The sequence below is a fragment of the Myxococcus sp. AB056 genome (assembly GCF_006547365.1).
In the GTDB taxonomy this organism is placed as follows: domain Bacteria; phylum Myxococcota; class Myxococcia; order Myxococcales; family Myxococcaceae; genus Myxococcus; species Myxococcus virescens.
In genome coordinates this window covers 22,131-41,269 of the sequence record NZ_VHLB01000050.1, presented here as the reverse complement: position 1 = coordinate 41,269, position 19,139 = coordinate 22,131, and the positions used below count along the sequence as shown (strand labels likewise).

General features: G+C 70.6%; 18 protein-coding genes. 12 read left to right on the top strand and 6 right to left on the bottom strand.

Annotated features, from left to right (window positions below; translation table 11 throughout):
- Positions 1-226: 226 nt before the first annotated feature.
- Entirely contained in the window at positions 227-868 is a 642-nt protein-coding gene (locus FMP39_RS21665; RefSeq protein WP_194858507.1) for a YdcF family protein, read from the top strand.
- Here FMP39_RS21665 and FMP39_RS21660 read toward each other — a convergent pair.
- Together FMP39_RS21660 and FMP39_RS21655 are read right to left on the bottom strand one after the other, a co-directional pair.
- Positions 849-2,387: a trypsin-like peptidase domain-containing protein gene (locus tag FMP39_RS21660; protein WP_228558200.1), complete on the bottom strand. Its 1,539-nt coding sequence runs from the start codon at positions 2,385-2,387 to the stop codon at positions 849-851. The two genes, FMP39_RS21665 and FMP39_RS21660, sit on opposite strands and share 20 nt — an antisense overlap.
- 116 nt (positions 2,388-2,503) lie before the next feature.
- Positions 2,504-3,013, bottom strand: coding sequence for a MarR family winged helix-turn-helix transcriptional regulator (locus FMP39_RS21655; protein ID WP_141592189.1), 510 nt, complete (start codon positions 3,011-3,013; stop codon positions 2,504-2,506).
- 96 nt (positions 3,014-3,109) lie between these two features.
- On the opposite strand from FMP39_RS21655, the gene modA reads away from it, so the two are divergent.
- The 3 genes from modA to modC are packed head-to-tail and all read left to right on the top strand — an operon-like array spanning position 3,110 to position 5,609.
- The gene (modA, locus tag FMP39_RS21650; protein ID WP_141592188.1) at positions 3,110-3,868 is read left to right on the top strand and encodes a molybdate ABC transporter substrate-binding protein; all 759 of its coding nucleotides are present in this window, start codon (positions 3,110-3,112) and stop codon (positions 3,866-3,868) included.
- Between the two features lie 20 nt (positions 3,869-3,888).
- The gene (gene modB / locus FMP39_RS21645; RefSeq protein ID WP_228558199.1) at positions 3,889-4,542 is read left to right on the top strand and encodes a molybdate ABC transporter permease subunit; all 654 of its coding nucleotides are present in this window, start codon (positions 3,889-3,891) and stop codon (positions 4,540-4,542) included.
- On the top strand, positions 4,539-5,609 hold the full coding sequence (modC, locus tag FMP39_RS21640; protein WP_141592186.1) for a molybdenum ABC transporter ATP-binding protein: 1,071 nt from the start codon (positions 4,539-4,541) through the stop codon (positions 5,607-5,609). The genes modB and modC overlap by 4 nt, the downstream gene beginning before the upstream one ends.
- 572 nt (positions 5,610-6,181) lie before the next feature.
- On the opposite strand, the gene FMP39_RS21635 is transcribed toward modC, so the two are convergent.
- Positions 6,182-6,544 carry a hypothetical protein gene (locus tag FMP39_RS21635; protein WP_153904240.1) on the bottom strand — a complete coding sequence of 121 codons (363 nt, stop codon included), beginning with the start codon at positions 6,542-6,544 and terminating at the stop codon, positions 6,182-6,184.
- 174 nt (positions 6,545-6,718) lie between these two features.
- On the opposite strand from FMP39_RS21635, the gene FMP39_RS21630 reads away from it, so the two are divergent.
- The 8 genes from FMP39_RS21630 (at position 6,719) to FMP39_RS21595 (ending at position 15,502) form a co-directional block, all read left to right on the top strand.
- Positions 6,719-7,615: an HmuY family protein gene (locus FMP39_RS21630; RefSeq protein ID WP_305036075.1), complete on the top strand. Its 897-nt coding sequence runs from the start codon at positions 6,719-6,721 to the stop codon at positions 7,613-7,615.
- Positions 7,612-9,174 (top strand): MXAN_6640 family putative metalloprotease, encoded by a 1,563-nt coding sequence (locus tag FMP39_RS21625; protein WP_255508526.1) that lies wholly within the window; start codon positions 7,612-7,614, stop codon positions 9,172-9,174. The genes FMP39_RS21630 and FMP39_RS21625 overlap by 4 nt, the downstream gene beginning before the upstream one ends.
- A gap of 239 nt (positions 9,175-9,413) precedes the next feature.
- Complete coding sequence (locus tag FMP39_RS21620) at positions 9,414-10,496, top strand: type III polyketide synthase (RefSeq protein WP_141592183.1); 1,083 nt, start codon at positions 9,414-9,416, stop codon at positions 10,494-10,496.
- Positions 10,490-11,065 (top strand): isoprenylcysteine carboxyl methyltransferase family protein, encoded by a 576-nt coding sequence (locus FMP39_RS21615; protein WP_141592182.1) that lies wholly within the window; start codon positions 10,490-10,492, stop codon positions 11,063-11,065. Before FMP39_RS21620 ends, FMP39_RS21615 begins: the two co-directional genes overlap by 7 nt.
- The gene (locus tag FMP39_RS21610; RefSeq protein ID WP_020478192.1) at positions 11,058-11,339 is read left to right on the top strand and encodes an acyl carrier protein; all 282 of its coding nucleotides are present in this window, start codon (positions 11,058-11,060) and stop codon (positions 11,337-11,339) included. Before FMP39_RS21615 ends, FMP39_RS21610 begins: the two co-directional genes overlap by 8 nt.
- Positions 11,336-13,114, top strand: coding sequence for a fatty acyl-AMP ligase (locus tag FMP39_RS21605; protein ID WP_141592181.1), 1,779 nt, complete (start codon positions 11,336-11,338; stop codon positions 13,112-13,114). The genes FMP39_RS21610 and FMP39_RS21605 overlap by 4 nt, the downstream gene beginning before the upstream one ends.
- An 81-nt stretch (positions 13,115-13,195) precedes the next feature.
- Positions 13,196-14,293: an NAD(P)/FAD-dependent oxidoreductase gene (locus FMP39_RS21600; RefSeq protein ID WP_141592180.1), complete on the top strand. Its 1,098-nt coding sequence runs from the start codon at positions 13,196-13,198 to the stop codon at positions 14,291-14,293.
- 171 nt (positions 14,294-14,464) lie between these two features.
- Positions 14,465-15,502 carry an MBL fold metallo-hydrolase gene (locus FMP39_RS21595; protein WP_228558198.1) on the top strand — a complete coding sequence of 346 codons (1,038 nt, stop codon included), beginning with the start codon at positions 14,465-14,467 and terminating at the stop codon, positions 15,500-15,502.
- A gap of 1 nt (position 15,503) precedes the next feature.
- Here the strand turns inward: FMP39_RS21595 and FMP39_RS21590 are convergent, their stop codons facing one another.
- The 3 genes from FMP39_RS21590 to FMP39_RS21580 form a co-directional block, all read right to left on the bottom strand.
- A complete protein-coding gene (locus FMP39_RS21590) occupies positions 15,504-16,859 on the bottom strand; it encodes a DoxX family membrane protein (protein ID WP_141592178.1) in 1,356 nt (451 codons plus the stop codon).
- A 118-nt stretch (positions 16,860-16,977) separates the two neighbouring features.
- A complete protein-coding gene (locus FMP39_RS21585; protein ID WP_011556557.1) occupies positions 16,978-17,715 on the bottom strand; it encodes an SDR family oxidoreductase in 738 nt (245 codons plus the stop codon).
- 24 nt (positions 17,716-17,739) lie between these two features.
- On the bottom strand, positions 17,740-19,134 hold the full coding sequence (locus tag FMP39_RS21580; protein ID WP_141592177.1) for an FAD-binding oxidoreductase: 1,395 nt from the start codon (positions 19,132-19,134) through the stop codon (positions 17,740-17,742).
- Positions 19,135-19,139: the final 5 nt, after the last annotated feature.

Genomic DNA, 19,139 nt, shown 5'->3' with positions numbered 1-19,139 from the left:
CGCACGCGCCCGGTCACGACGCGCCGCGGCCGAGATGCGGTTCATTCCCCGGGCCTTCCCATGGCCCCTCGGGACATGCGCTCAGGCGACGCGCCAGCGCCGGAAATCCTCGCTACCCCGGCAGTTCTTGCTGGCCACCGCGGCAACGCGCGACGGTGTGTGGCCACCGGGCATCGGCGTGGATTGCGCGGTGGCGGAGGGGCGACTTCAGGCTAGCGTGCGGAGGGTGCCGCCCACGTCACTCACGCCGCGCACGGCGCGCCTCTTCCGGCTCCTGATGGTGGGGGCGGGCGTGCTGACGTGTGGCGTCTTCGGCCTCGCCTGGGTGGTGGACCGCTTCGGTCAACGCGAGCAGGCCGCGCCCGCGGACGTGCTGGTGGTGCTGGGCGCGCGCGTGTTGCCCGGGGGCGTGCCTTCCGGGGCGCTGCGCGCGCGCACCGAACACGCGGTGGCGCTGTACCACCGCGGCGTGGCTCCCCGGCTCGTCTTCTCCGGCGGCGTGGGCGTGAATCCACCCTCCGAGGCACGCGCCATGCTGGCGCTGGCGACGCGGATGGGCGTTCCGGCGGAGGCGTGTGTCCTGGAGGAGGGAAGTCACTCCACCGACGACAACGCCCGGCTCACGGCCGAGGTGCTGCGCGGGCTGGGGGCTCGGCGCGTGGTGGTGGTGTCGGACCCGTATCACCTGCTGCGCGCGCGCAACTACTTCCGGCTGTATGGCTGGGAGGTGGCCACCAGTCCGGCGCTGGAGACCGAGCGCAACCTGGACACGTTCGACCGCATCTATTGGACGGTGCGCGAGGCCGTCGCGCTGTTGCTGCATCCCCGCGTGCTGCTGGCGCGCGCGCCTACTTCTCCGGCACCGTGAGCGCGCGCAGCTCCAGCGCGCCACCCGGCAGGGCCACGCGGAGCAGCACGGACTCGCCGGGCTTCGTCTTCCGCAGCGCCGTCACCACGTCCTTCGCGCCTCGCACGGGCTTGTTCTCGGCCTCCACCACCACCATGCCCGGCAGCAGGCCGGCGTGTTCGGCCATGGAGGCGGGGGCCACCTCCGTCACCAAGGCGCCGGAGGGCGGCAGCTCCTGGGACTCCGCCAGCGCCGGGTCCATGTCCATCAGGCTCAGCCCCACGCGATGCTCGGCGGGGCGCTGCGAGCCGCCGACGGCCGGCTCCTTCTCGGCGACGCCTTCCAGGTCGGGCCGCGTGCCCAGCGTCGCCTTCACGTCGCGCTTCTTCGCGTCCCGGTAGAGGGCGAGCGTGAGCTCCTCGCCCGGTGGTTTCTGCGCCACCAGCCGCGTGAGCGCGCCCGCCGAGTCGATGGGCTGCCCATCCGCGGCGACGATGATGTCGTCCGGCCGAAGCCCGGCTCGGGCCGCCGCTGTCTCCGCCGTGACGTCGGTGACGACCGCGCCCTCTTGCACCGGCGCGCCCAGCGCCTCGCCCAAATCGGGCGTCATGTCCTGCACCATCAGCCCCAGCCAGCCCCGGGTGACGGTGCCCTTCTTCTCCAACTGGGGCAGCAGCGATTTGACGAGGTTGCTGGGCACCGCGAAGCCAATGCCCGAGCCCTCGCCGGCGATGGCGGTGTTGATGCCCACCACCTCGCCATTCAGGTTGAACAACGGACCGCCGGAGTTGCCCGGGTTGATGGCGGCGTCCGTCTGGAGGAAGTCGTCGAAGGGGCCCGCCGCGATGTCGCGCTCCCTCGCGGCGAGGATGCCCAGGCTGGTGCTGGACGTCAGGCCGAAGGGATTGCCAATGGCCAGCACCCAGTCCCCCACACGCAGTGCATCCGAGTCCCCCAGCCGCACCACCGGCAAGGGCTTGCCGCCGTCCAGGCGTTCGAGCTGGAGCACCGCCACGTCGGTGAGCGGGTCCGAGCCCAGCACGCGCGCCTCCAGGTCGCGCCCGTCGGCGAGCTGTACCTGAATCGCCTCCGCGTCCTCCACGAGGTGGTGGTTGGTCAGCACCAGTCCCCTGGCGTCGATGATGAAGCCGGAGCCGATGCCCTCGCGCACCGGCGGCGCGAAGGGCGAGGGGGCCTCGAAGGGAGACAGCGGGTCCTCGGGGGCGTCGCCGAAAGGGAGACCGTCGAACGGCAAGCCTCCGAAAGGCGAGGGACCTTCACCCCCCCAGGGCGTGTCCTTCGGCTCGCCAGGCGTGGGCGCGCCCAGCCGCACCTCCACGTTGACGACGGCCGGACTCACGGATGCCACCAGGGGCGCGACGGAGGCGAGCGCCACGGCGCGTCCGGTGGGCAGTGGGGGAGGCTCGGTCGGCTTCGGTGCGGAGGTCGCCGTGGAAGGAGGCGGCTCCTCCGCGTCCTTCCGGCAGGCCACCAGGCCCAGCAGCACCCCTACCGCCACCCCGCGCGCGTGTACCCTCATCGCCTTCCTCCCCTGTCGCAAGCTGCGACCGCCGCGCGACGCAGGGGGGCTGACCACCCGGGCATGAAGCCTGTCTGGCCGCCTGGGGGACTGGGGCCTCGCCGGGGGCCCGGCTGTCAGCCCGCGCGCTCACGCGGCGTGGGCGTGGCCGGGGCGCTCATGCGCTTCACCAGCTTCTCCAGGATGCGGAAGAGGGCCTTGCGGTCTCCCACGTCGAGGATGCCCAGGAACTGGTGCATGCCATGGACGACCACGCGGTTGAGCCGCTCCCAGGTCGACTGGCCTTCCTCCGTCAGGCGGCAGTGCACGACGCGGCGGTCGGTGGCGCTGCGCTCGCGCAGCAGGTGCCCCTGGCGCTCCAGCCGGTCCACCACGCCCGTGACGGTCTTCTCCGTGACCCCCAGCCGGCGCGCCAGCTCGCCCATGGTGAGCGGGCCGTCCTGACCCAACCAGAGGATGGCGTGAACCTGAGGTGGCGTAAACTGGAGCTGCTCGCACATGCTGGCGATGGGGTCACGGAGCGAACTGCGCCGGCCCAGCGCGAGGAGCAGGTTCTGGAGCTTCTCCAGGTCCTCGGAAACGTCTTCACCCTCTTTGTGGAATTTCCGTGACACGGAGTATCCCATAGCGGCCCCGCATGGGCGGGTCAATCTGTTGTCCAGATGGGCACTGACCTGACGACAATGCAACGCGGGTTGTCCGGATATGCGAGGTGCTACGCCATGCGTCATCTGTTCCTGCTTTGTGCCGTCTCCATGCTGTTGTCGGGGGCGTCTGCCCGGGCCGACACGGTGCTGGTGTTCGCGGCCGTGAGCACCTCGGACGCGCTCCAGGAGCTGGCGCCGGCCTTCACCCAGGCCACGGGCCACGCGGTGGAGTTCTCCCTGGGGGCCTCGAGCGACCTCGCACGTCAGGCCGTGGCCGGAGCGCCCGCGGACGTTTTCCTCTCCGCCGACACGGCGCAGATGGACGCGGTGGAGAAGGCGGGCCTGGTCGCGCCCTCGACGCGCGTGGACCTGCTGTCCAACCGGCTGGTGGTGGTGGTGCCGGTGGACGCGAAGTCGGCGCCGTCCTCACCCGCTGGGTTGCGTGGGTTGAAGCGGCTGTCGCTGGGGGACCCGGAGGCGGTGCCCGCGGGCGTGTATGCGAAGGCGTGGCTGGTGAAGGCGGGGCTCTGGAAGGCGCTGGCGCCGAATATCGTGCCGGCGCTCAATGTGCGCGCCGCGCTGTCGGCGGTGGAGACGGGGCGCGTGGACGCAGGCGTCGTGTATTCCACGGATGCGGCACATTCGAAGCGCGTGCGCGTCGCCTTCCAGGTGCCTGAGCAGGACGTGCCGCGCATCGTGTATCCGGCGGCGGCGCTGACGAAGGGCGCCGCGCCGGAGGCCGGGCGGGCATTCGTGCGCTTCCTTCAGTCGGACGCGGCTCGGAAGGTCTTCACACGCCACGGCTTCGGCGTTCCCAGCGCGCGGGCTCCCTGATGGAGGGCGTCGCGGCGTTGGTGTCCTTCACACTCTGGGTGGCGACGCTGGCCACGCTGCTCATCCTGCCGCCAGGGCTCGCGGTGGCGTACGCGCTGGCGCGGTGGGAGGGTCCAGGCAAGGGCGTGGTGGAGACGGTGCTGACGCTGCCGCTGGTGCTGCCGCCCACGGCGGTGGGGCTGGTGCTGCTGGAGTTGCTCGGGCGCAACGGCCCGTTGGGGCGCGTGCTGGACGCGTGGGGCATGGAGGTCGTCTTCACGCCCAAGGCCGTGGTGCTGGCGAGCGCGGTGATGGCGTTCCCGTTGCTGGTGCGCTCGGCGCGCTCGGGCTTCGAGGAGGTGGACCCGCGGCTGGTTGCGGTGGCGCGCACCCTGGGCGATTCGCGCACGCGCGCCTTCTTCCGGGTGACGTTGCCGCTGGCCTGGCGCGGTGTGCTGGTGGGCGCGCTGCTGGCGTTCTCCCGCGCGCTGGGGGAGTTCGGCGCCACGGTGCTGGTGGCGGGCAACATCCCAGGCCGTACGCAGACGCTGTCCCTGGCCATCTTCCAGCGCACGCAGTTGGGGCGGGACGCGGAGGCGCTGCGGCTGGCGGGCGTGGCGGCGCTGCTCGCCTTCGTGGCGGTGTTCGCGACCGAGGCGGTGACGCGGCGGCGTGGGCGGAGGGTGCGCGCGTGAGCCTGGAGCTGGACATCCGGTTGCCACTGGCGCGCTTCACGCTGGAGGTGGGCACGCGGCTGGATGGCGCGTCGGTGGCGGTGATGGGGCGCTCGGGCTCCGGGAAGACGTCGCTGCTGGAGGTGCTCGCGGGGCTGCGGCGCGGCGCCCGGGGGCGGGTGGTGCTGGATGGCCGCGTGTTGTTGGACAGCGTTGCCCGAAGCGACGTGCCGCCCGAACAGCGCCGCATGGGCTACGTGCCCCAGGATGCGCTGCTCTTTCCGCATCTCACGGCGGAGCAGAACGTTCGCTTTGGCGTGCGGCCGGGACGGGCCTCTCGCGTGGACGAGGCCGTGGAGATTCTGGAGCTGGCGCCGCTGCTGCGCCGCTACCCGGCCACGCTGTCCGGGGGCGAGAAGCAGCGCGTGGCGTTGGCGCGCGCGCTGGCCACGGACCCGGCGTTGTTGTTGCTCGATGAGCCGCTCGCCGCGCTGGACGTGGCACTGAAGGAACGCGTGCTGCCGTATCTGCTGCGCGTGCGCGACGAGGCCCGGGTGCCGATGCTGTACGTGACGCATCAACTGGGCGAGGCGCGCGTGCTGGCGCGGGAGGCGCTGCTGCTGGACCAGGGGCAGGTCCGCGCGGCCGGGTCCGCGGCCGAGGTGCTGGGCGCGGCGGCGCGAGGCCTGCTCGCCGGTGAAGGGGAAGGGGAGGAGAACATCCTCGAAGGAGTCCTGGAGCGTCCGGACGACGGCGGGTTGCGGCTTCGGATGCAGGGTGGGTTGTCGTTGTGGGTGCCGGACTCGCCCGCGCTGGCGCCGGGCGCGCGCGCGGCCTATGCCGTGCCGGCCGCGGACATCCTGCTGTCCATCCAGCCGCTGACGGGCGTCTCCGCGCGCAACGTCATGACGGGCACGGTGGTGAATGTGGAGCCCGTGGCGACGGGGGAGGACGCGGCCACCGTGGAGGTGGCGGGCGTGCGCTGGGTGGTGTGGCTCACGTCCGCGTCGGTGCGTGAGCTGGGCGTGGTGCCCGGCGCGCGGGTGTCCCTGGCGGTGAAGACGTCCGCGTGCCGGCGGCTGCGCTGACTCAGCGCGCAGCTCAGATGTGCTGAGAGACGGAACCGTCGCGACGTGTCGTCCGTGGGCCGCGCGAACGCCAGGCAGAGCAGGACGAGCGACAGCAGGACGGAGCGGTTCGCGCAAGGAGTGCATGCGCGGGGACGCCTCGTGAGCGCACGGCGCGCGCGGATGCCATCACCTCCGTGGTGGATTTCATCCTGAACGGACCGCGCGCCCCCCGGAGGCCCCTCGCGCCGGGGGGGCGCCGGAGTCACTCCCGTAGCTCGCTGTTCGGAAATGTCGGGGGTTTTGCGCCGCGAAATCTCCCGACATTTCCGAACAGCGAGCTGCCGAGGTGCGCCCCGGCCCTCGGGGCGGCTCGCCTCATGGCGCGCTTCAAAAGGGCTGGGCGATTGTGTCGCCGCAGTGGGCCAGCCCACCGGCTGCATCGCGCGGAGAAATGGCCGCAAGGGGGGACTCTCTTGCCAGGCTGCGATGGACCGATCGCGCAGGTCGAGAGATTGCGTACCGCACATGGCAGGCGGTACCTCCTCGCGCTCAACAGTCTCCGCCTGCTCGCTTCATTCCGCACGTTGCGCTCAGAGGCCCCGCTTGCCGTCCCGCCAGTAAGCCTTGCTGCGCACGTCGCGCTTCGCGAAGCCGCGTCGGTCGAGCAGTTCCTGGCGCAGCATGACGACAGCTGCTTCCGGGGCCTTGGCATGGAAGAAGACGACGACCTTGAGCGCTCCACGCGCTGGGTCCACCAGTGACGGCGTGTCGTGCCGGAAGGCCGTCGGGCCGACACGGAACTCCACTTCGTGGCCGGGCTCGGCGCGGACACCCTTGAGCGACTCGCCCTCGAAGCGCACGCGGCGCAGTCGAGGTGCCAGCGTCTCAACCGAAGTGACGCGGGTGGCCTTCGCGAACCACGGCACGAGGGTATTGGCGAGGACTGCGGGCATTCCCGGCATGGGCGCTTCAGGAGGACGATGATTTCATGGGTCGAATATTGAATATGAGAATCGTTATCAATTATGGTGCCGCGCGTGGAGGCCGGAATGGCACTGCGCCGTGTGCGCCTTGTCCTGGCCATGGGTGGTCTCCGGCTCCGCACCATCCGAGGGAGAGGGCCGTTGATGAAGACTCACACCGAAGAAACGATGCACACGAAGGCCAGCAAGCAGGGCCTGTGGGTGCTGGCCGCCGTGGCGATGGCGCTGGCCCTGTTCGTGAATTGTGGTTCGTCTGATGAAGACCCCACCCCGGTGCCCGACGCCGGACAGCCAGACTCCGGGACGAACCCGACGCCGGACTCTGGAACGGAGCCCGAGCCGGACGCGGGCACGGAGCCCGAGCCGGATGCGGGCACGGAGCCGCTGTGCCAGAGCGACGTGCCCTGCAGCGAGCAGAGCATCGACCGGCTGAACCTGCTCACGACGCCGTCGACGACGGCGATGGTCGAGGAGGAGGCGCCGGCGGGCGAGTTCCGTTCGTACATCGACGCCCGCGCGGGTGGCCTCACGGTGAACCAGTCCTACACCTACGCTCGCTTCACGCCCGAGGGCCTGGCGCGGGTCAACATCGACGACCAGACGTCGCTGGGCGACCATGGCTGGGACATCGCGTTCCGTCGCTACTACATCCGGCTGAACGGTGGCACGTCCGGCCCGTCCTGCATTGGCGTGGCGCGGCTGCCCACGGGCACCCGCTTCGAGACCGTGACGTCCGTGCCCGCGGACCTGACCTTCCAGTCCGACGCCTGGTACACCGACACGTGTGAGTTCATCCCGGACAACTCGGGGCTCGCCGGGCCGACGATGGCGCTGAGCAGCTTCTGGTCCTACCAGGGCTGCGTGAAGATGTCGGGGGATGTCTTCATCATCCGCCTGGCGGATGGGCGCCACGTGAAGTTCGAGGTGACGTCCTACTACGAGCTGGCCGTGCAGGAGCATTGCAACGCGACGAACGAGTTGCCGTCGGGGACGCCGAGCGGCTCGGGGCAGCTCCGCGTGAAGTGGGCCTTCCTGCCATGAAGCTCCGGGCGCTGCTCCTGCTCATCCCTTTCGGGTGTGGACCTGTCCAGCAGGCTTCGCGTGAACCGCACGAACGGCACGATTCGTTCGTGACGTGGGAAGCGGGACTGCAAGCGGGAGCGCGCCCCACCTCGCCCTCGGCGATGCCTCCGCGCTTCGACGAGGGCGAGGCGGTGGAATCGGTCGTGTCCCCTGGGGGGCTCTTCCGCATCCACTTCTCCCGTTCGGGGTCCAACGCTGTGCCGTCGGTGGACGCGGATGGGAGTGGTGTTCCGGACGCCGTGGAGACCGTCGCGTCCGCGTATGACCGCGTCGCCGCCTTCTATGAAGGGCTGGGCTTCCGTCTGCCGCCGGATGACGGCTGGGTGGGGAGCGACAACGGCGGCGACGGCCGCTTCGATGTGTACCTGGTGGACTTCGGTGGCATCGCGGACGGAGCCTTCCGGCTGGACGGCTGTCTGGAGGCGTCGTCGCGCTGCTCCGGGCACATGCTCCAGGAGAACGACTTCGCGGGCTACAACTACCCGTCCCATGACGAGGCGGTGGACATCCTCGCCAGCCACGAGTTCTTCCACGCGGTGCAGGCGGCCTACCACCCGGGCCTGGGCAGCGTGGCATCGGAGGGCACCGCGGTCTGGGCCAGTGAGCGCTACCGGCCCGCGCTGGATGACCTGGAGCGATTCACCGCCGCGTACCTGTCGCGTCCGGACCGCACCCTGGTGCTGGACCCGGAAGGGCCGGCGGTGTCCTTCAGCTATGGCACGAGCATCTACTTCCAGTTCCTGGGCGAGCGCTTCGGGGATGGAGTGGTGCGCTCGCTGTGGGAGGAGAGCGTCGTGACGCCGTCGGTCCGCTGGCCGGTGCTGGTGGAGACGGCGCTACAGCGCGACTGGGGCGCTGACTTCGACACCGCCTTCGCGGAGTTCGCCCTGTGGAACCTGGCCACCGGACCGCGCCGAGCACAGGGCGCGGGTTATGAGAACGGTGAGGGCTACGCGCAGCTGACCGTCGCGCCACGCACGCTGCCGATGGCGGAGCCGTCCGTGCGGGTGGCGGCCGCGTCGGCTCGCTACTTCGAGGTGGAAGGCGGAACGTCTTCTGTCACCGCCTCCTTCGAGCCCACCGAGGGCGAGGACTCTCCCGCCATCCACCTGCTGGTGGCCGCGGTGACGCCGACGCAGGTGCTGCGCGTCGCACGCGCGGACGGCCTGGGGACCCTGTCCGCTCACGTGGACGCCGAGGACGCCACGCACGTCATCGTCGCCGTGGTGGACGGACGGCGCGACGGCCTGGGCCGGTATGGGCGGCTGTGCATCTCCGGGGAGGACTCCGGCGCGCCCTGCGCCACCGTGCCACCGCCCGACCCGGACGGTGGGGTCGACCTGGATGGGGGCGTCGACGCAGGTCCAGGAGGCGACCTGGACGGTGGTGTCGACGCGGGTGTGCCAGGTGAGCCCCGGCCTTCGCCTCCGCGTGACGAGGGTGGCTGTTCGTCGGCACCGGGAGGGCTGACGTGGGCGCTGCTCCTGTTGCTGGCGGCGGCCTTCATCCGGCGTTGAGCAAGGTTCGTTCAGCGCTTGTGTATGGCGCGGGACGGATTTCTTCGACGCCACCGCCCAGGGGGTTCCCGGCACGTGTTGTTGATGCGTCGGCCGCGACGGCCGTGTGCGTCATCCGCGTGACAGTCGGACATGCGAGGTGCGTGCGGGAGACGGAAGCGGGAACATCCCGTATCGCGTTGGACGCTGTCTCCGATTAAGCGTCAACTCTCCACCGACGCGAATGACCCGGGAACGCCATGCTCAGTGCCTCAGGCCAGGACTGCTCGCCCTCCATCCGTGCCGTGGGGCGGGCACTCCCGCCGCACTACGCCAGTCAGGAGCAGCTCATCGCCGCGTTCCGCGAGCTGTGGGCCACGCGCCACTTCAACCTGGAGCGGCTGGAGGACCTGCACCGTGCCGTCCAGGTGGGAGGACGGCATCTGGCGTTGCCCCTGGATGCCTATCCGCCGCTGCTGACATTCCAACAGCGCAATGACGCCTGGATTCGCTCGGCCACGGAGCTGGGCGAAACGGTGGTGCGCAAGGCCCTGGACGCGGCGGAGCTCACGCCCGAGGAGGTGGACCACGTCTTCTTCGTCACCGTGACGGGCATCGCCACGCCGAGCATCGACGCGCGGCTGGCCAACCGCATGCGCTTCCGGGAGGACTTCAAGCGCACGCCGCTCTTCGGTCTGGGATGCGTGGCGGGCGCGGCGGGCGTGGCCCGGGCGGCGGACTACCTGCGCGGCTTTCCGGAGCACACAGCGCTCGTCATCGCCGTGGAGTTGTGTTCGCTCACGTTGCAGCGCGAGGACCTGTCCATCCCGAACATCATCGCGTCCGGCCTCTTCGGCGACGGCGCGGCGTGCGCGGTGCTCCGAGGCGCGGCGGCCCCGGGTGCGCGAGGGCCGCGGGTGGTGGCGTCGCGCTCCGTGTTCTACCCGGACACCGAGCGCATCATGGGCTGGGACGTGGTGGACACCGGCTTCAAGGTGGTGCTGTCCGCGAAGGTGCCGGGGCTCGTGAAGGACCACATCCGGGGCAATGTGGATGGCTTCCTCGCGCAGCATGGACTGAAGCGCGGGGACATCCGGCACTGGGTGGCACACACCGGCGGGCCCAAGGTGTTGGAGGCCTTCGAGGAGGCGCTGGAGCTGGCGCCCTCGGCGCTGGAGCGCTCGTGGGCCTCCTTGCGTGAGGTGGGCAATCTCTCCTCCGCGTCGGTGCTCTTCGTGCTCGGAGAGACGCTGGAGTCTGTCCGCGCGCAGCCGGGGGAGTGGGGCGTGATGATGGCCATGGGGCCGGGCTTCGGCGCGGAGATGGTGCTGCTGCGATGGTGACCTCCACGCACGCCCTCTTCCTGGGCTTCATGGCCGCGCTCGTCGTGGAGCGGCTGGTGGAGCTGGTGCTCTCCAAGCGCAACGCCGCCCGGGCCTTCGCGCGCGGCGGTGTGGAGACAGGGCAGCGGCACTACCGCTTCATGGTGGTGTTCCACACGCTGTTCCTGGTGGCGTGCGTGGCGGAGGTGTTCCTGCTGCTGCGCGGCTTCCCGGGCGCGTGGGGCTGGGCGGCGCTGGCGGGCGCGGTGCTGGCGCAGGGGCTGCGGTACTGGGCCATCGCCACGTTGGGCGACCGGTGGAACTCGCGCATCATCGTGGTACCGGGGCTGGCGCCGGTGACGGGCGGGCCCTATCGCTTCCTGCGCCATCCCAACTATGTCGCGGTGGTGTTGGAACTGGCGTGCGTGCCGCTCATCCACGGTGCATGGTGGACGGCGCTGGTCTTCTCAGTGGGCAATGCGGCGCTGCTCTACGTGCGAATCCGCGCGGAAGAGGCGGCGCTGGGTGATGTGTACGCGCAGGCGTTCTCCCATCGCCCTCGTTTCATTCCGGAGGTGCCACGTGGCTGAACGCGAACTGGAGGTCATGACGGAGATTCATCGCATCGTCACCGAGGAGCTGGAGTGGAAGGGCGCGGTGGAGCCCTCGCAAGACCTGGTGCGTGACCTCCAGTTGGACAGCCTGGGCCTCACGGTGCTGGCGGTGGGGCTGGAGAACCGCTTCCGCATCCGCCTGTCCGAAGAGGACGCGCAGGGCGTGCGCACGGTGGGCGACCTGGCGAAGCTGGTGGCGCAGCGGGTCGCGGCTCCGGTGGAACCCAGGCCGGAGGAGGCCCTGCCGTGAAGGATGCTGGCTCGCGACTGGTGGGCCCGGCGTTGCCTCCACCCAGGCATCTGACGGTGAACGCGGCGCTCGCGGACACCGGGCGCACGTCGCCGCTGGGGCTCACCTTCGTGGACGCGGCCGAGCGCGAGGTGGCCATGCCCTGGGCGGACGTGTACCGCCGGGCGAAGCGCACCGCCGCGGGGCTGGCCCGGCTGGGCGTGAGCGAGGGTGACCGGGTGGCGTTGCTGCTGCCCACGTCGCCGGCCTTCATGGACGCCTTCTTCGGCACGTTGCTCGCGGGCGCGGTGCCGGTGCCGCTGTACCCGCCGGTGCGGCTGGGGCGACTGGAGGAGTACCACCGCGCGACCTCGCGGATGCTCCACGTGACGGGCTCGGTGATGGTTTTGACGGACGCTCGCGTGCGCCTGCTGCTGGGGCCCAGCGTGGAGCGCGCGCGCCCCCGGCTGGGGTGCTACACGGTGGACGACGTGTCCCGGGGGGATGACGTGCTGGAGGTTCCGGTGCGGCCGGACGCGCTGGGGCTCATCCAGTTCTCGTCCGGTTCCACGGTGGATCCGAAGCCGGTGACGCTGACGCACGAAGCCCTGCTGGCGCAGGTCGCGGCGCTGGAGATGGCGATGCCGCTGGGGGCGGGGGTGCCCCGGGTGGGCGTGAGCTGGCTGCCGCTGTACCACGACATGGGGCTCATCGGCTGTCTGCTGTCCGCGCTGTACTACCCGGGAAGCCTGGTGCTGATTCCCCCCGAGGCCTTCCTCGCACGGCCCGCGTTGTGGCTCCGCGCGCTGTCTCGCCACCGGGGCTACATCTCTCCCGCGCCCAACTTCGCCTATGGCCTGTGTTTGAAGCGGGTGAAGGACGCGGAGCTGGACGGGGTGGACCTGTCGTCGTGGCGGCACGCGCTCAACGGCGCGGAGCCGGTGTCCGTGGACACGCTGCGCCGCTTCTCGGTGCGTTTCGAGCGGTGGGGCTTCTCCGCGCGGGCGCTGCGGCCGGTGTACGGGCTGTCCGAGGCGTCGCTCGCGGTCACCTTCCCGCCGGAAGGGCGGGGGCCGCGCGCGCTGGGCGTGGACGCGGGGCTGCTGGCCCGGGAAGGCCGGGTGGCGGAGGGCTCGCGTGAGTTGGTGAGCGTGGGCATGCCCGTGGCGGGCTTCGAGGTGGAGGTGCGCGGCGAGACGGGCGAGGCGCTCGCGGAGCGGTGCGTGGGCCGGGTCTTCGCGCGGGGGCCGTCCCTGATGGCCGGCTACTTCGCGGATGCGCAGGCCACGGACCGGACGCTGACGCGGGACGGATGGCTGGACACGGGCGACCTGGGCTTCGTCGCGGAGGGCGAGCTGTTCCTCACGGGCCGGGCGAAGGACGTGGTCATCATCCGAGGCGCGAACCACGCGCCGCAGGCGTTCGAGGAGCCGCTGCAGAGCGTGGCGGGCGTGCGCGCGGGCTGCGCGGTGGCGCTGGGCTTCACGCCCGAAGGGGGCGAGGACGAGGCGCTGCTCATCCTCGCGGAGCGTTCGGGGCAGGAGGCGGATGACGTGGTCGAGGAGCGCATCCGCGCGGCGGTGGTGGAGACCACGGGCGTGCGGCCTCACACCGTGCGGATGCTCGTGCCAGGCACGTTGCCGCGCACGTCCAGCGGCAAGCTGCGCCGCGCCGAGGCGCTGCGCCGCTACCTGGCCGAGGAGCTGGCGCCGCCGAAGAAGGTTGGCGCGGTGGGGCTGGCGGTGGAGATGGCTCGGAGCGCGTTGGCGATGGTCCGCGCGGAGAGCGACACGTGAGGCCTCAGGCCGTGGGGCCGTGCACGGCGTCAGCGTGAGACATGCCATCATGGGGATGGGAGTCCCGGAGGAGTCCACGCCGTGAAGCGGTATGACGTCGCCGTGGTGGGCGGAGGGCCCGCGGGGCTGGCGGTGGCCATCACCACCACGCAGCGGGGGCTGAACACCGTGGTGCTGGAGCGCGGCACCGCGCCGGTGGACAAGGCCTGTGGCGAAGGGCTGCTGCCTCCCGGCATGGCGGTGCTGGAGCGGTTGGGCGTCCTGCCTCTGCTGGATGACCAGGGCAGCCATCCCTTCGTGGGCATCCGCTACGTCCAGGAGGATGGCAGCACGGCGGAGGGCCTGTTCCCAGGCAAGGGCGCGCTGGGCGTGCGGCGCGTGGCGCTGGCCACGGCGCTGGTGTCGCGGGCGCGAACGGTGGGCGTGGAGCTGCGCGAGCGCACGCAGGTGCTGTCCCACCAGCGGGATGGCAATGGCGTGGTGCTGCAGACGGCCGAAGGCCCGGTGGAGGCCGCCATGCTGGTGGCCGCGGATGGGCTGGCTTCACCGCTGCGCCGCGCGGAAGGTCTGGAGGTGGAGCCGACGGGACCGCGCCGTTTCGGCCTGCGACGACACTTCCAGGTCGCGCCGTGGACGCCCTATGTGGAGATCCACTTCGCGCATGGCGTGGAGGCCTACGTGACGCCCACGGGCGCGCGGCGCGTGGGCTTGGCCTTCCTCTGGGAGGACGGCGGGGTGGAAGGGCGGGTGAGCTTCGAGACGCTGCTGGCCTGCTTCCCCAGACTGTCGGAGCGGCTCTCTGGCTCGGAGCCGGACTCCCAGCCCCGCGGCGCGGGACCGCTGGCCCGGGTGGCCCGAGCGCGCATCGCCGACCGCTTCGCGCTGGTGGGAGACGCGGCGGGCTACGTGGACGCCATCACCGGAGAGGGCCTGTCGTTGGCCTTCGTGTGCGCGGAGTCGCTGGGGAACCTGCTACCGGAGGCGCTCGTCCATGGCGCCACGCGCGAGGCGCTGATGCCCTACGAGCAGTGTTTCCAGCGGGTCTTCCGCAAGTACTCCCGGTCGACAGGCGCGCTGCTCATGCTGGCGCGACGGCCCTGGCTTCGCCGTCCCGTGGTGCGGCTGCTGGGGAAGACGCCCTGGCTGTTCGAGCGCATCCTGCACGCCGTCGTGACGTGAGCGCGGGGGCAGTGGCGTGCCCAGAAGTGTGTTGCCGGTTGCCGGACGGGCGCAAACCCGGTCCACTGTCACGCCGAGACATGGACGTCGAGCCCGGGCCGCGCGGGCGTCTTCCCAGTCCTGTCTGGATGGAGCACCGCACCCATGTCCCTGGACCGTTCTTCCCGGCCCATGACGAAACTCCTGTCGCTGGTGCTGTTGCTGTCGGCACCGTGGCTTGGGGGCTGCCTCTTCGCGGGTCCCCGTCATCAGGGCCCGGTGACGGCGCACTTCGACGGTGAGCAGTTCCAGAACCTGGAGCCCCTCAAGCGCCTGAGTCCAGACGAGGTCTTCAAGGCGCTGCGCAAGGGGCCTCGCGGCCCGTGGCGGGACTACGAGGAATTCGCTCCAGGCAAGCCGCCTCCGGAGCGCGTGGGGCCGGGACAGCTCCGGGTGACGTTCATCAACCACGCCACCGTGCTCGTCCAGGCGGACGGGCTCAACATGCTGACGGACCCCATCTATTCGGACCGTCCGAGCCCGGTGTCCTTCATCGGCCCCAAGCGCGTGCGGCCTCCGGGCATCCGTTTCGAGGACCTGCCGCCCATCGACGTGGTGGTGGTGAGTCACAACCACTACGACCACATGGACTTGCCGACGCTGCGGCGCCTGGAGGAGGCGCACCATCCGCGCTTCATCGTGGGTCTGGGCAACAAGGCGCTGCTGGACGGCGAGGGCTTCCGGCACGTGGTGGAGCTGGACTGGTGGCAGTCCACGGAGGTGGCGCCGGGCCGCACGGTGACGGCGGTGCCGGCGCAGCACCGCTCCAACCGCGGGCTCACCGACAGCGCGGCGACGCTCTGGGCGGGCTACGTCCTCGCCACATCCGGCGGGCCGGTGTTCTTCGCCGGCGACACGGGCTTCGGTCCCCACTTCGCGATGATGGCCGAGCGCTTCGGTCCCATGCGGCTGTCGGTGCTGCCCATTGGCGCCTACCGGCCCACCGCCTTCCGCCCGGTCCACATGGGGCCGGTGGAAGCCCTCCAGGCGCACAAGGTGCTGCGCTCGGCCACGTCGGTGGCCATGCACTACGGCACCTTCGCGCTCGCGTTGGATGGGCAGGACGAGGCGAAGTACCACCTGCTGTGGCTGCTGGCGCGCGAGCCCGTCCGGCCGCGCTTCTGGGCCCTGGGCTTCGGCGAGGGCCGTGACGTGCCTGCGCTGGACTGAGTCAGCGGTTGAAGGGGGCCTCCTGAATCCAGTTGAAGCCCCGGTTGAGCAAGAGGAACTTGGACTCATCCACCCGCGTGAGGCGGACCTCGATGGCGGCCTCCTGGAGCGTGCCCTGGAGGACGAGCTGGTTCGCGTCCGAGCGTGTGTAGGCGAGCACGAACTTCTTCGCGGAGTCGTCCTGGCCGTCGATGAGGGTGAGCGTCTTCTTCGGTGCGTCCTCCTCCAGGCCGAAGGACTTCACGGTGTCGTCCATGCGCTTGATGTTCATCCGGCCGAAGCGGCTGACGGCCACCGCCTTCCACCGCCGGGCGTCTCCGGACGTGGCATCCAGGCGCTGCCCGTCCTGGGTGAAGGAGTCGACCGTGTAGTAGCCGTAGAACGGGGGACGCGGCGCGGAGTCCCCGTACTTGCGGATGAACTCCAGCCGCGAGCTCCCAAACCCATAGGCGATGCCGCCCACCACCAGGACCTTCATCACGAGCCCGGCGCCACTCAGCCAGCGCGAAGGTGGGAACGGCGGCTGGAGCGGGCGAGGCTGCGTGGCGCGGTTGAGCACCAGCACGTCGAGCAGCCGCCGGGCATCGGGCAGCACCAGGAACAGCGACATCAGCAGCAGGTGGGACGAATAGAGTTTGACGGGGACGTCGTAGAAGAAGTTGAGCGCCACCACGTTGACCATGACGCCCGCGACGACGAGCGCGCCCAGCGTCGTTGTACGCCGGAACAGCAGCAGGCAGCCGCCCAGGAACTCCGCGCCGCCCGTGAAGACATTGTAGCCCGTCGAGTAGCCCATGAAGTTCCACAGCAGCCCCATGGGGGAGAAGTCTCCCAGCGGCTGTGCCAGCCGCTCCGGGCTGGGGAAGGGGAACTGGGACTTGAAGAGCTTGGCCAGCCCGTAGGACAGCATGCTCATCGCGAGCACGTACCGGACGTTCGCGTGCAGCACGTCGTGGGCCTTCACGTACTCGGTGCGGCGCCGGTCCATGACGGACCAGACGCCCGTCACCGCCACGGCGATGACGAAGTTCATCAGCACCTGCACGTAGTTGAACGTGGTGTCGCCGCTGCCGTTGGGCATCACGGTGATGTCCGTGGACAGCCGCAGCACGTGCTTGCCGACCCAGGGCACCGCGGCCTTCCAGAGCCCGTCCTGGAACCCGTGGATGGACTCGCCCAGGACTGGGATGAGGTCCAAGGGGAACGGGAAGTAATAGATGCTCAGGTAGGCGAAGGCGAAGCGGAAGGCCAGCCGCCGCGCGAGACTCCAGGCTTCGGGCGCGGAAGGTGTCACGCTCGCTTCGGACGCTGCGGGCTGGGGCTCGGGGACCGAGGACAGTGGGGCCGTGGCGCTCATGGTGGGCTGGCCCGACAGTCTATCCGGAGTATCCCAGGTGATTTCCAGTCGCCCCCGTCACAGCGGAGGTGCTCCCCTGGCGGGCCTTGTCTCACCGCCAGGGGGCCGCCATGTCTGCTCAGAGCTTCATGCGCTTGAACACGGTCTCCGGAATCGTCCGGATGATGAGCATGATGAGCGCCCAGATGCCGGGCACGTAGACTTCGTTCTTCCGCGAGTCCGCGGCGCTCAAGAGTCCGCGCGCCACCTTCTCCGGCGAGGCGAACAGCTTGTTCTTCGGCAGGTGCGCCGTCATCGGCGTGTCGACGAAGCCCGGCTTCACTGTCACCACCGCGACGTTGGACTTCGCCAGCCGGTTGCGCAGGCCCTGGAGGAAGACGTTGAGCGCGCCCTTCGACGCGCCGTACACGTAGTTGCTCTGCCGGCCGCGGTCACCCGCCACCGACGAAATCACCACCAGCGTGCCGGCCTTCTGCGCCTCGAAGCGGTTGGCCAGCACTGTGAGCAGCGACACCGCGCTCAGGAAGTTGGTGCGCAGCACCGCCTCCGTCGCCGCCCACGAGCGCTGCGCCTCCGCCTGGTCACCCAGCACGCCGTGCGCCAGCACCACGCCGTCCAGCCCGTCCAGCGCCGTGTACGCGGCCTCCACCAGCGCCTCGTGGGTGTCGAAGTCGTTCAGGTCCACCACCTGCGACGCGACCTTCGCCGCGCCGCGCGTGGCGGCGTCCTTCGTCACCGCGTCGAGGTTCGCCGCGTTGCGGCCGGTGAGGTACAGCGAGGCGCCGCGCGCGGCCAGGAGCCGCACCGTCGCCTGGGCAATGGCGCTGGTGGCGCCGAGGACGAGCACTTTCTTCATGGGGAGCGAATCTCGGAAAGAAGGTCAGCGGATGGCAAGCAGGGACCGAGGCGGCGGGGATGCCGTCTCGCCTCGCTCCGCGGCCAGGGAAAAGGGCAGGGACACCGGGTTCACCCGCCGCCAGAACGACGAGGAGAACGACGGGTCCACGTACTGCATGAAGCGCTCACGCTGCGGGAAGTACGCCGCGAAGTTCTCCGGGCTCATCCGCGCGTCCTTTGCCGGGTACACCGCGCCGCCCGCCTGCCGCGTCAACTGGTCCAAATCCTCCACCAGCTTCCACGTCTTCTCGCCGCGGTTGGCGAAGTCCATGGCCAGCGTCACGCCCTCGCGAGGGAAGGACATCCACCCCGGCGAGGGAATGTCACCGAACGTCTTCAGCACCGACAGGAAGCTGGGCAGTCCGCCGCGCGAGCTGCGCTCCAGGATTTCCTTCAGCGCGTCCCGCGCGGTGGTGTAGGGCACCACGCACTGGAACTGGAGGAAGCCGCGCCGGCCATAGATGCGGTTCCACGCGTAGATGGCGTCCAGCGGGTAGAAGAACGGGTCGTAGTGCGTCAGCCGCTGCTTCGGCTTGCCGTTCTGCCGGTGGTAGTAGAGCCAGTTGAAGGCGGACACCGACAGCCGGTTGAGACAGAAGGCCGGCATGTCCATGGGCACCGCCAGCCCCACGCCGTGCGACAGGTGACTCCTGGCCAGCGGCAGCCCGTCGAACTGCGGCGGCGCGAAGTTGCCCCGGTACAGGAGCCCCCGGCCCAGCTTCTTGCCCCGGGCCAGGCAGTCCACCCACGCCATGGTGAACTCGTAGTCCTTCTCCGACGCGCGGGCCACGTCGAGGAACCCATCCAGGTTTCCGAAGGGCACCGTCTCCTGGAGCACGTACGGGTTGCTGATGGGCGTGAGCTGCACCTCGGCCCACGTGACGAGCCCGGTGAGGCCCAGGCCGCCAATCGTCGCGCCGTACCAGTCCGGATTCTCATCCGGCGCGCACACCCGGCGGCTGCCGTCCGAGCGCAGCAGCTCGAAGCGGCGCACGTAGCGGCCGAAGGTGCCACCCCGGTGGTGGTTCTTCCCGTGCACGTCGTTGGCGATGGCGCCGCCCACCGTCACGAACTTGGTGCCCGGTGTCACCGGGAGGAACCAGCCGCGCGGAGCGGCCAGGCGCAGAATCGTGTCCAGCGACACGCCCGCTTCGCAGCGGACCACTCCGGTGGCCGGGTCGAAGGCGATGAAGCGGTCGAGCCCCGAGGTGAGCAGCAGCGTGCCCCCCGCGTTGAGGCACGAATCGCCGTAGCTGCGCCCCAGCCCGTGGGGCAGCAGACTCCCGTCCTTCCGGGGCAGCGCATCCGTGCGCCACACCAGGGCGTGCGTCTGCTGCTCGACTTGAGGATAACGCCCCCAGGACTCCCGTGGCTTCATCGCGC

Coding starts and splice junctions, on each gene's coding strand:
- FMP39_RS21660 (WP_228558200.1), bottom strand. CDS start 2,387: ATGAGGGTACACGCGCGCGGGGTGGCGGTAGGGGTGCTGCTGGGCCTG.
- FMP39_RS21655 (WP_141592189.1), bottom strand. CDS start 3,013: ATGGGATACTCCGTGTCACGGAAATTCCACAAAGAGGGTGAAGACGTT.
- modA (WP_141592188.1), top strand. CDS start 3,110: ATGCGTCATCTGTTCCTGCTTTGTGCCGTCTCCATGCTGTTGTCGGGG.
- FMP39_RS21635 (WP_153904240.1), bottom strand. CDS start 6,544: ATGCCCGCAGTCCTCGCCAATACCCTCGTGCCGTGGTTCGCGAAGGCC.
- FMP39_RS21630 (WP_305036075.1), top strand. CDS start 6,719: ATGAAGACTCACACCGAAGAAACGATGCACACGAAGGCCAGCAAGCAG.
- FMP39_RS21625 (WP_255508526.1), top strand. CDS start 7,612: ATGAAGCTCCGGGCGCTGCTCCTGCTCATCCCTTTCGGGTGTGGACCT.
- FMP39_RS21620 (WP_141592183.1), top strand. CDS start 9,414: ATGCTCAGTGCCTCAGGCCAGGACTGCTCGCCCTCCATCCGTGCCGTG.
- FMP39_RS21615 (WP_141592182.1), top strand. CDS start 10,490: ATGGTGACCTCCACGCACGCCCTCTTCCTGGGCTTCATGGCCGCGCTC.
- FMP39_RS21595 (WP_228558198.1), top strand. CDS start 14,465: ATGACGAAACTCCTGTCGCTGGTGCTGTTGCTGTCGGCACCGTGGCTT.
- FMP39_RS21590 (WP_141592178.1), bottom strand. CDS start 16,859: ATGAGCGCCACGGCCCCACTGTCCTCGGTCCCCGAGCCCCAGCCCGCA.
- FMP39_RS21585 (WP_011556557.1), bottom strand. CDS start 17,715: ATGAAGAAAGTGCTCGTCCTCGGCGCCACCAGCGCCATTGCCCAGGCG.
- FMP39_RS21580 (WP_141592177.1), bottom strand. CDS start 19,134: ATGAAGCCACGGGAGTCCTGGGGGCGTTATCCTCAAGTCGAGCAGCAG.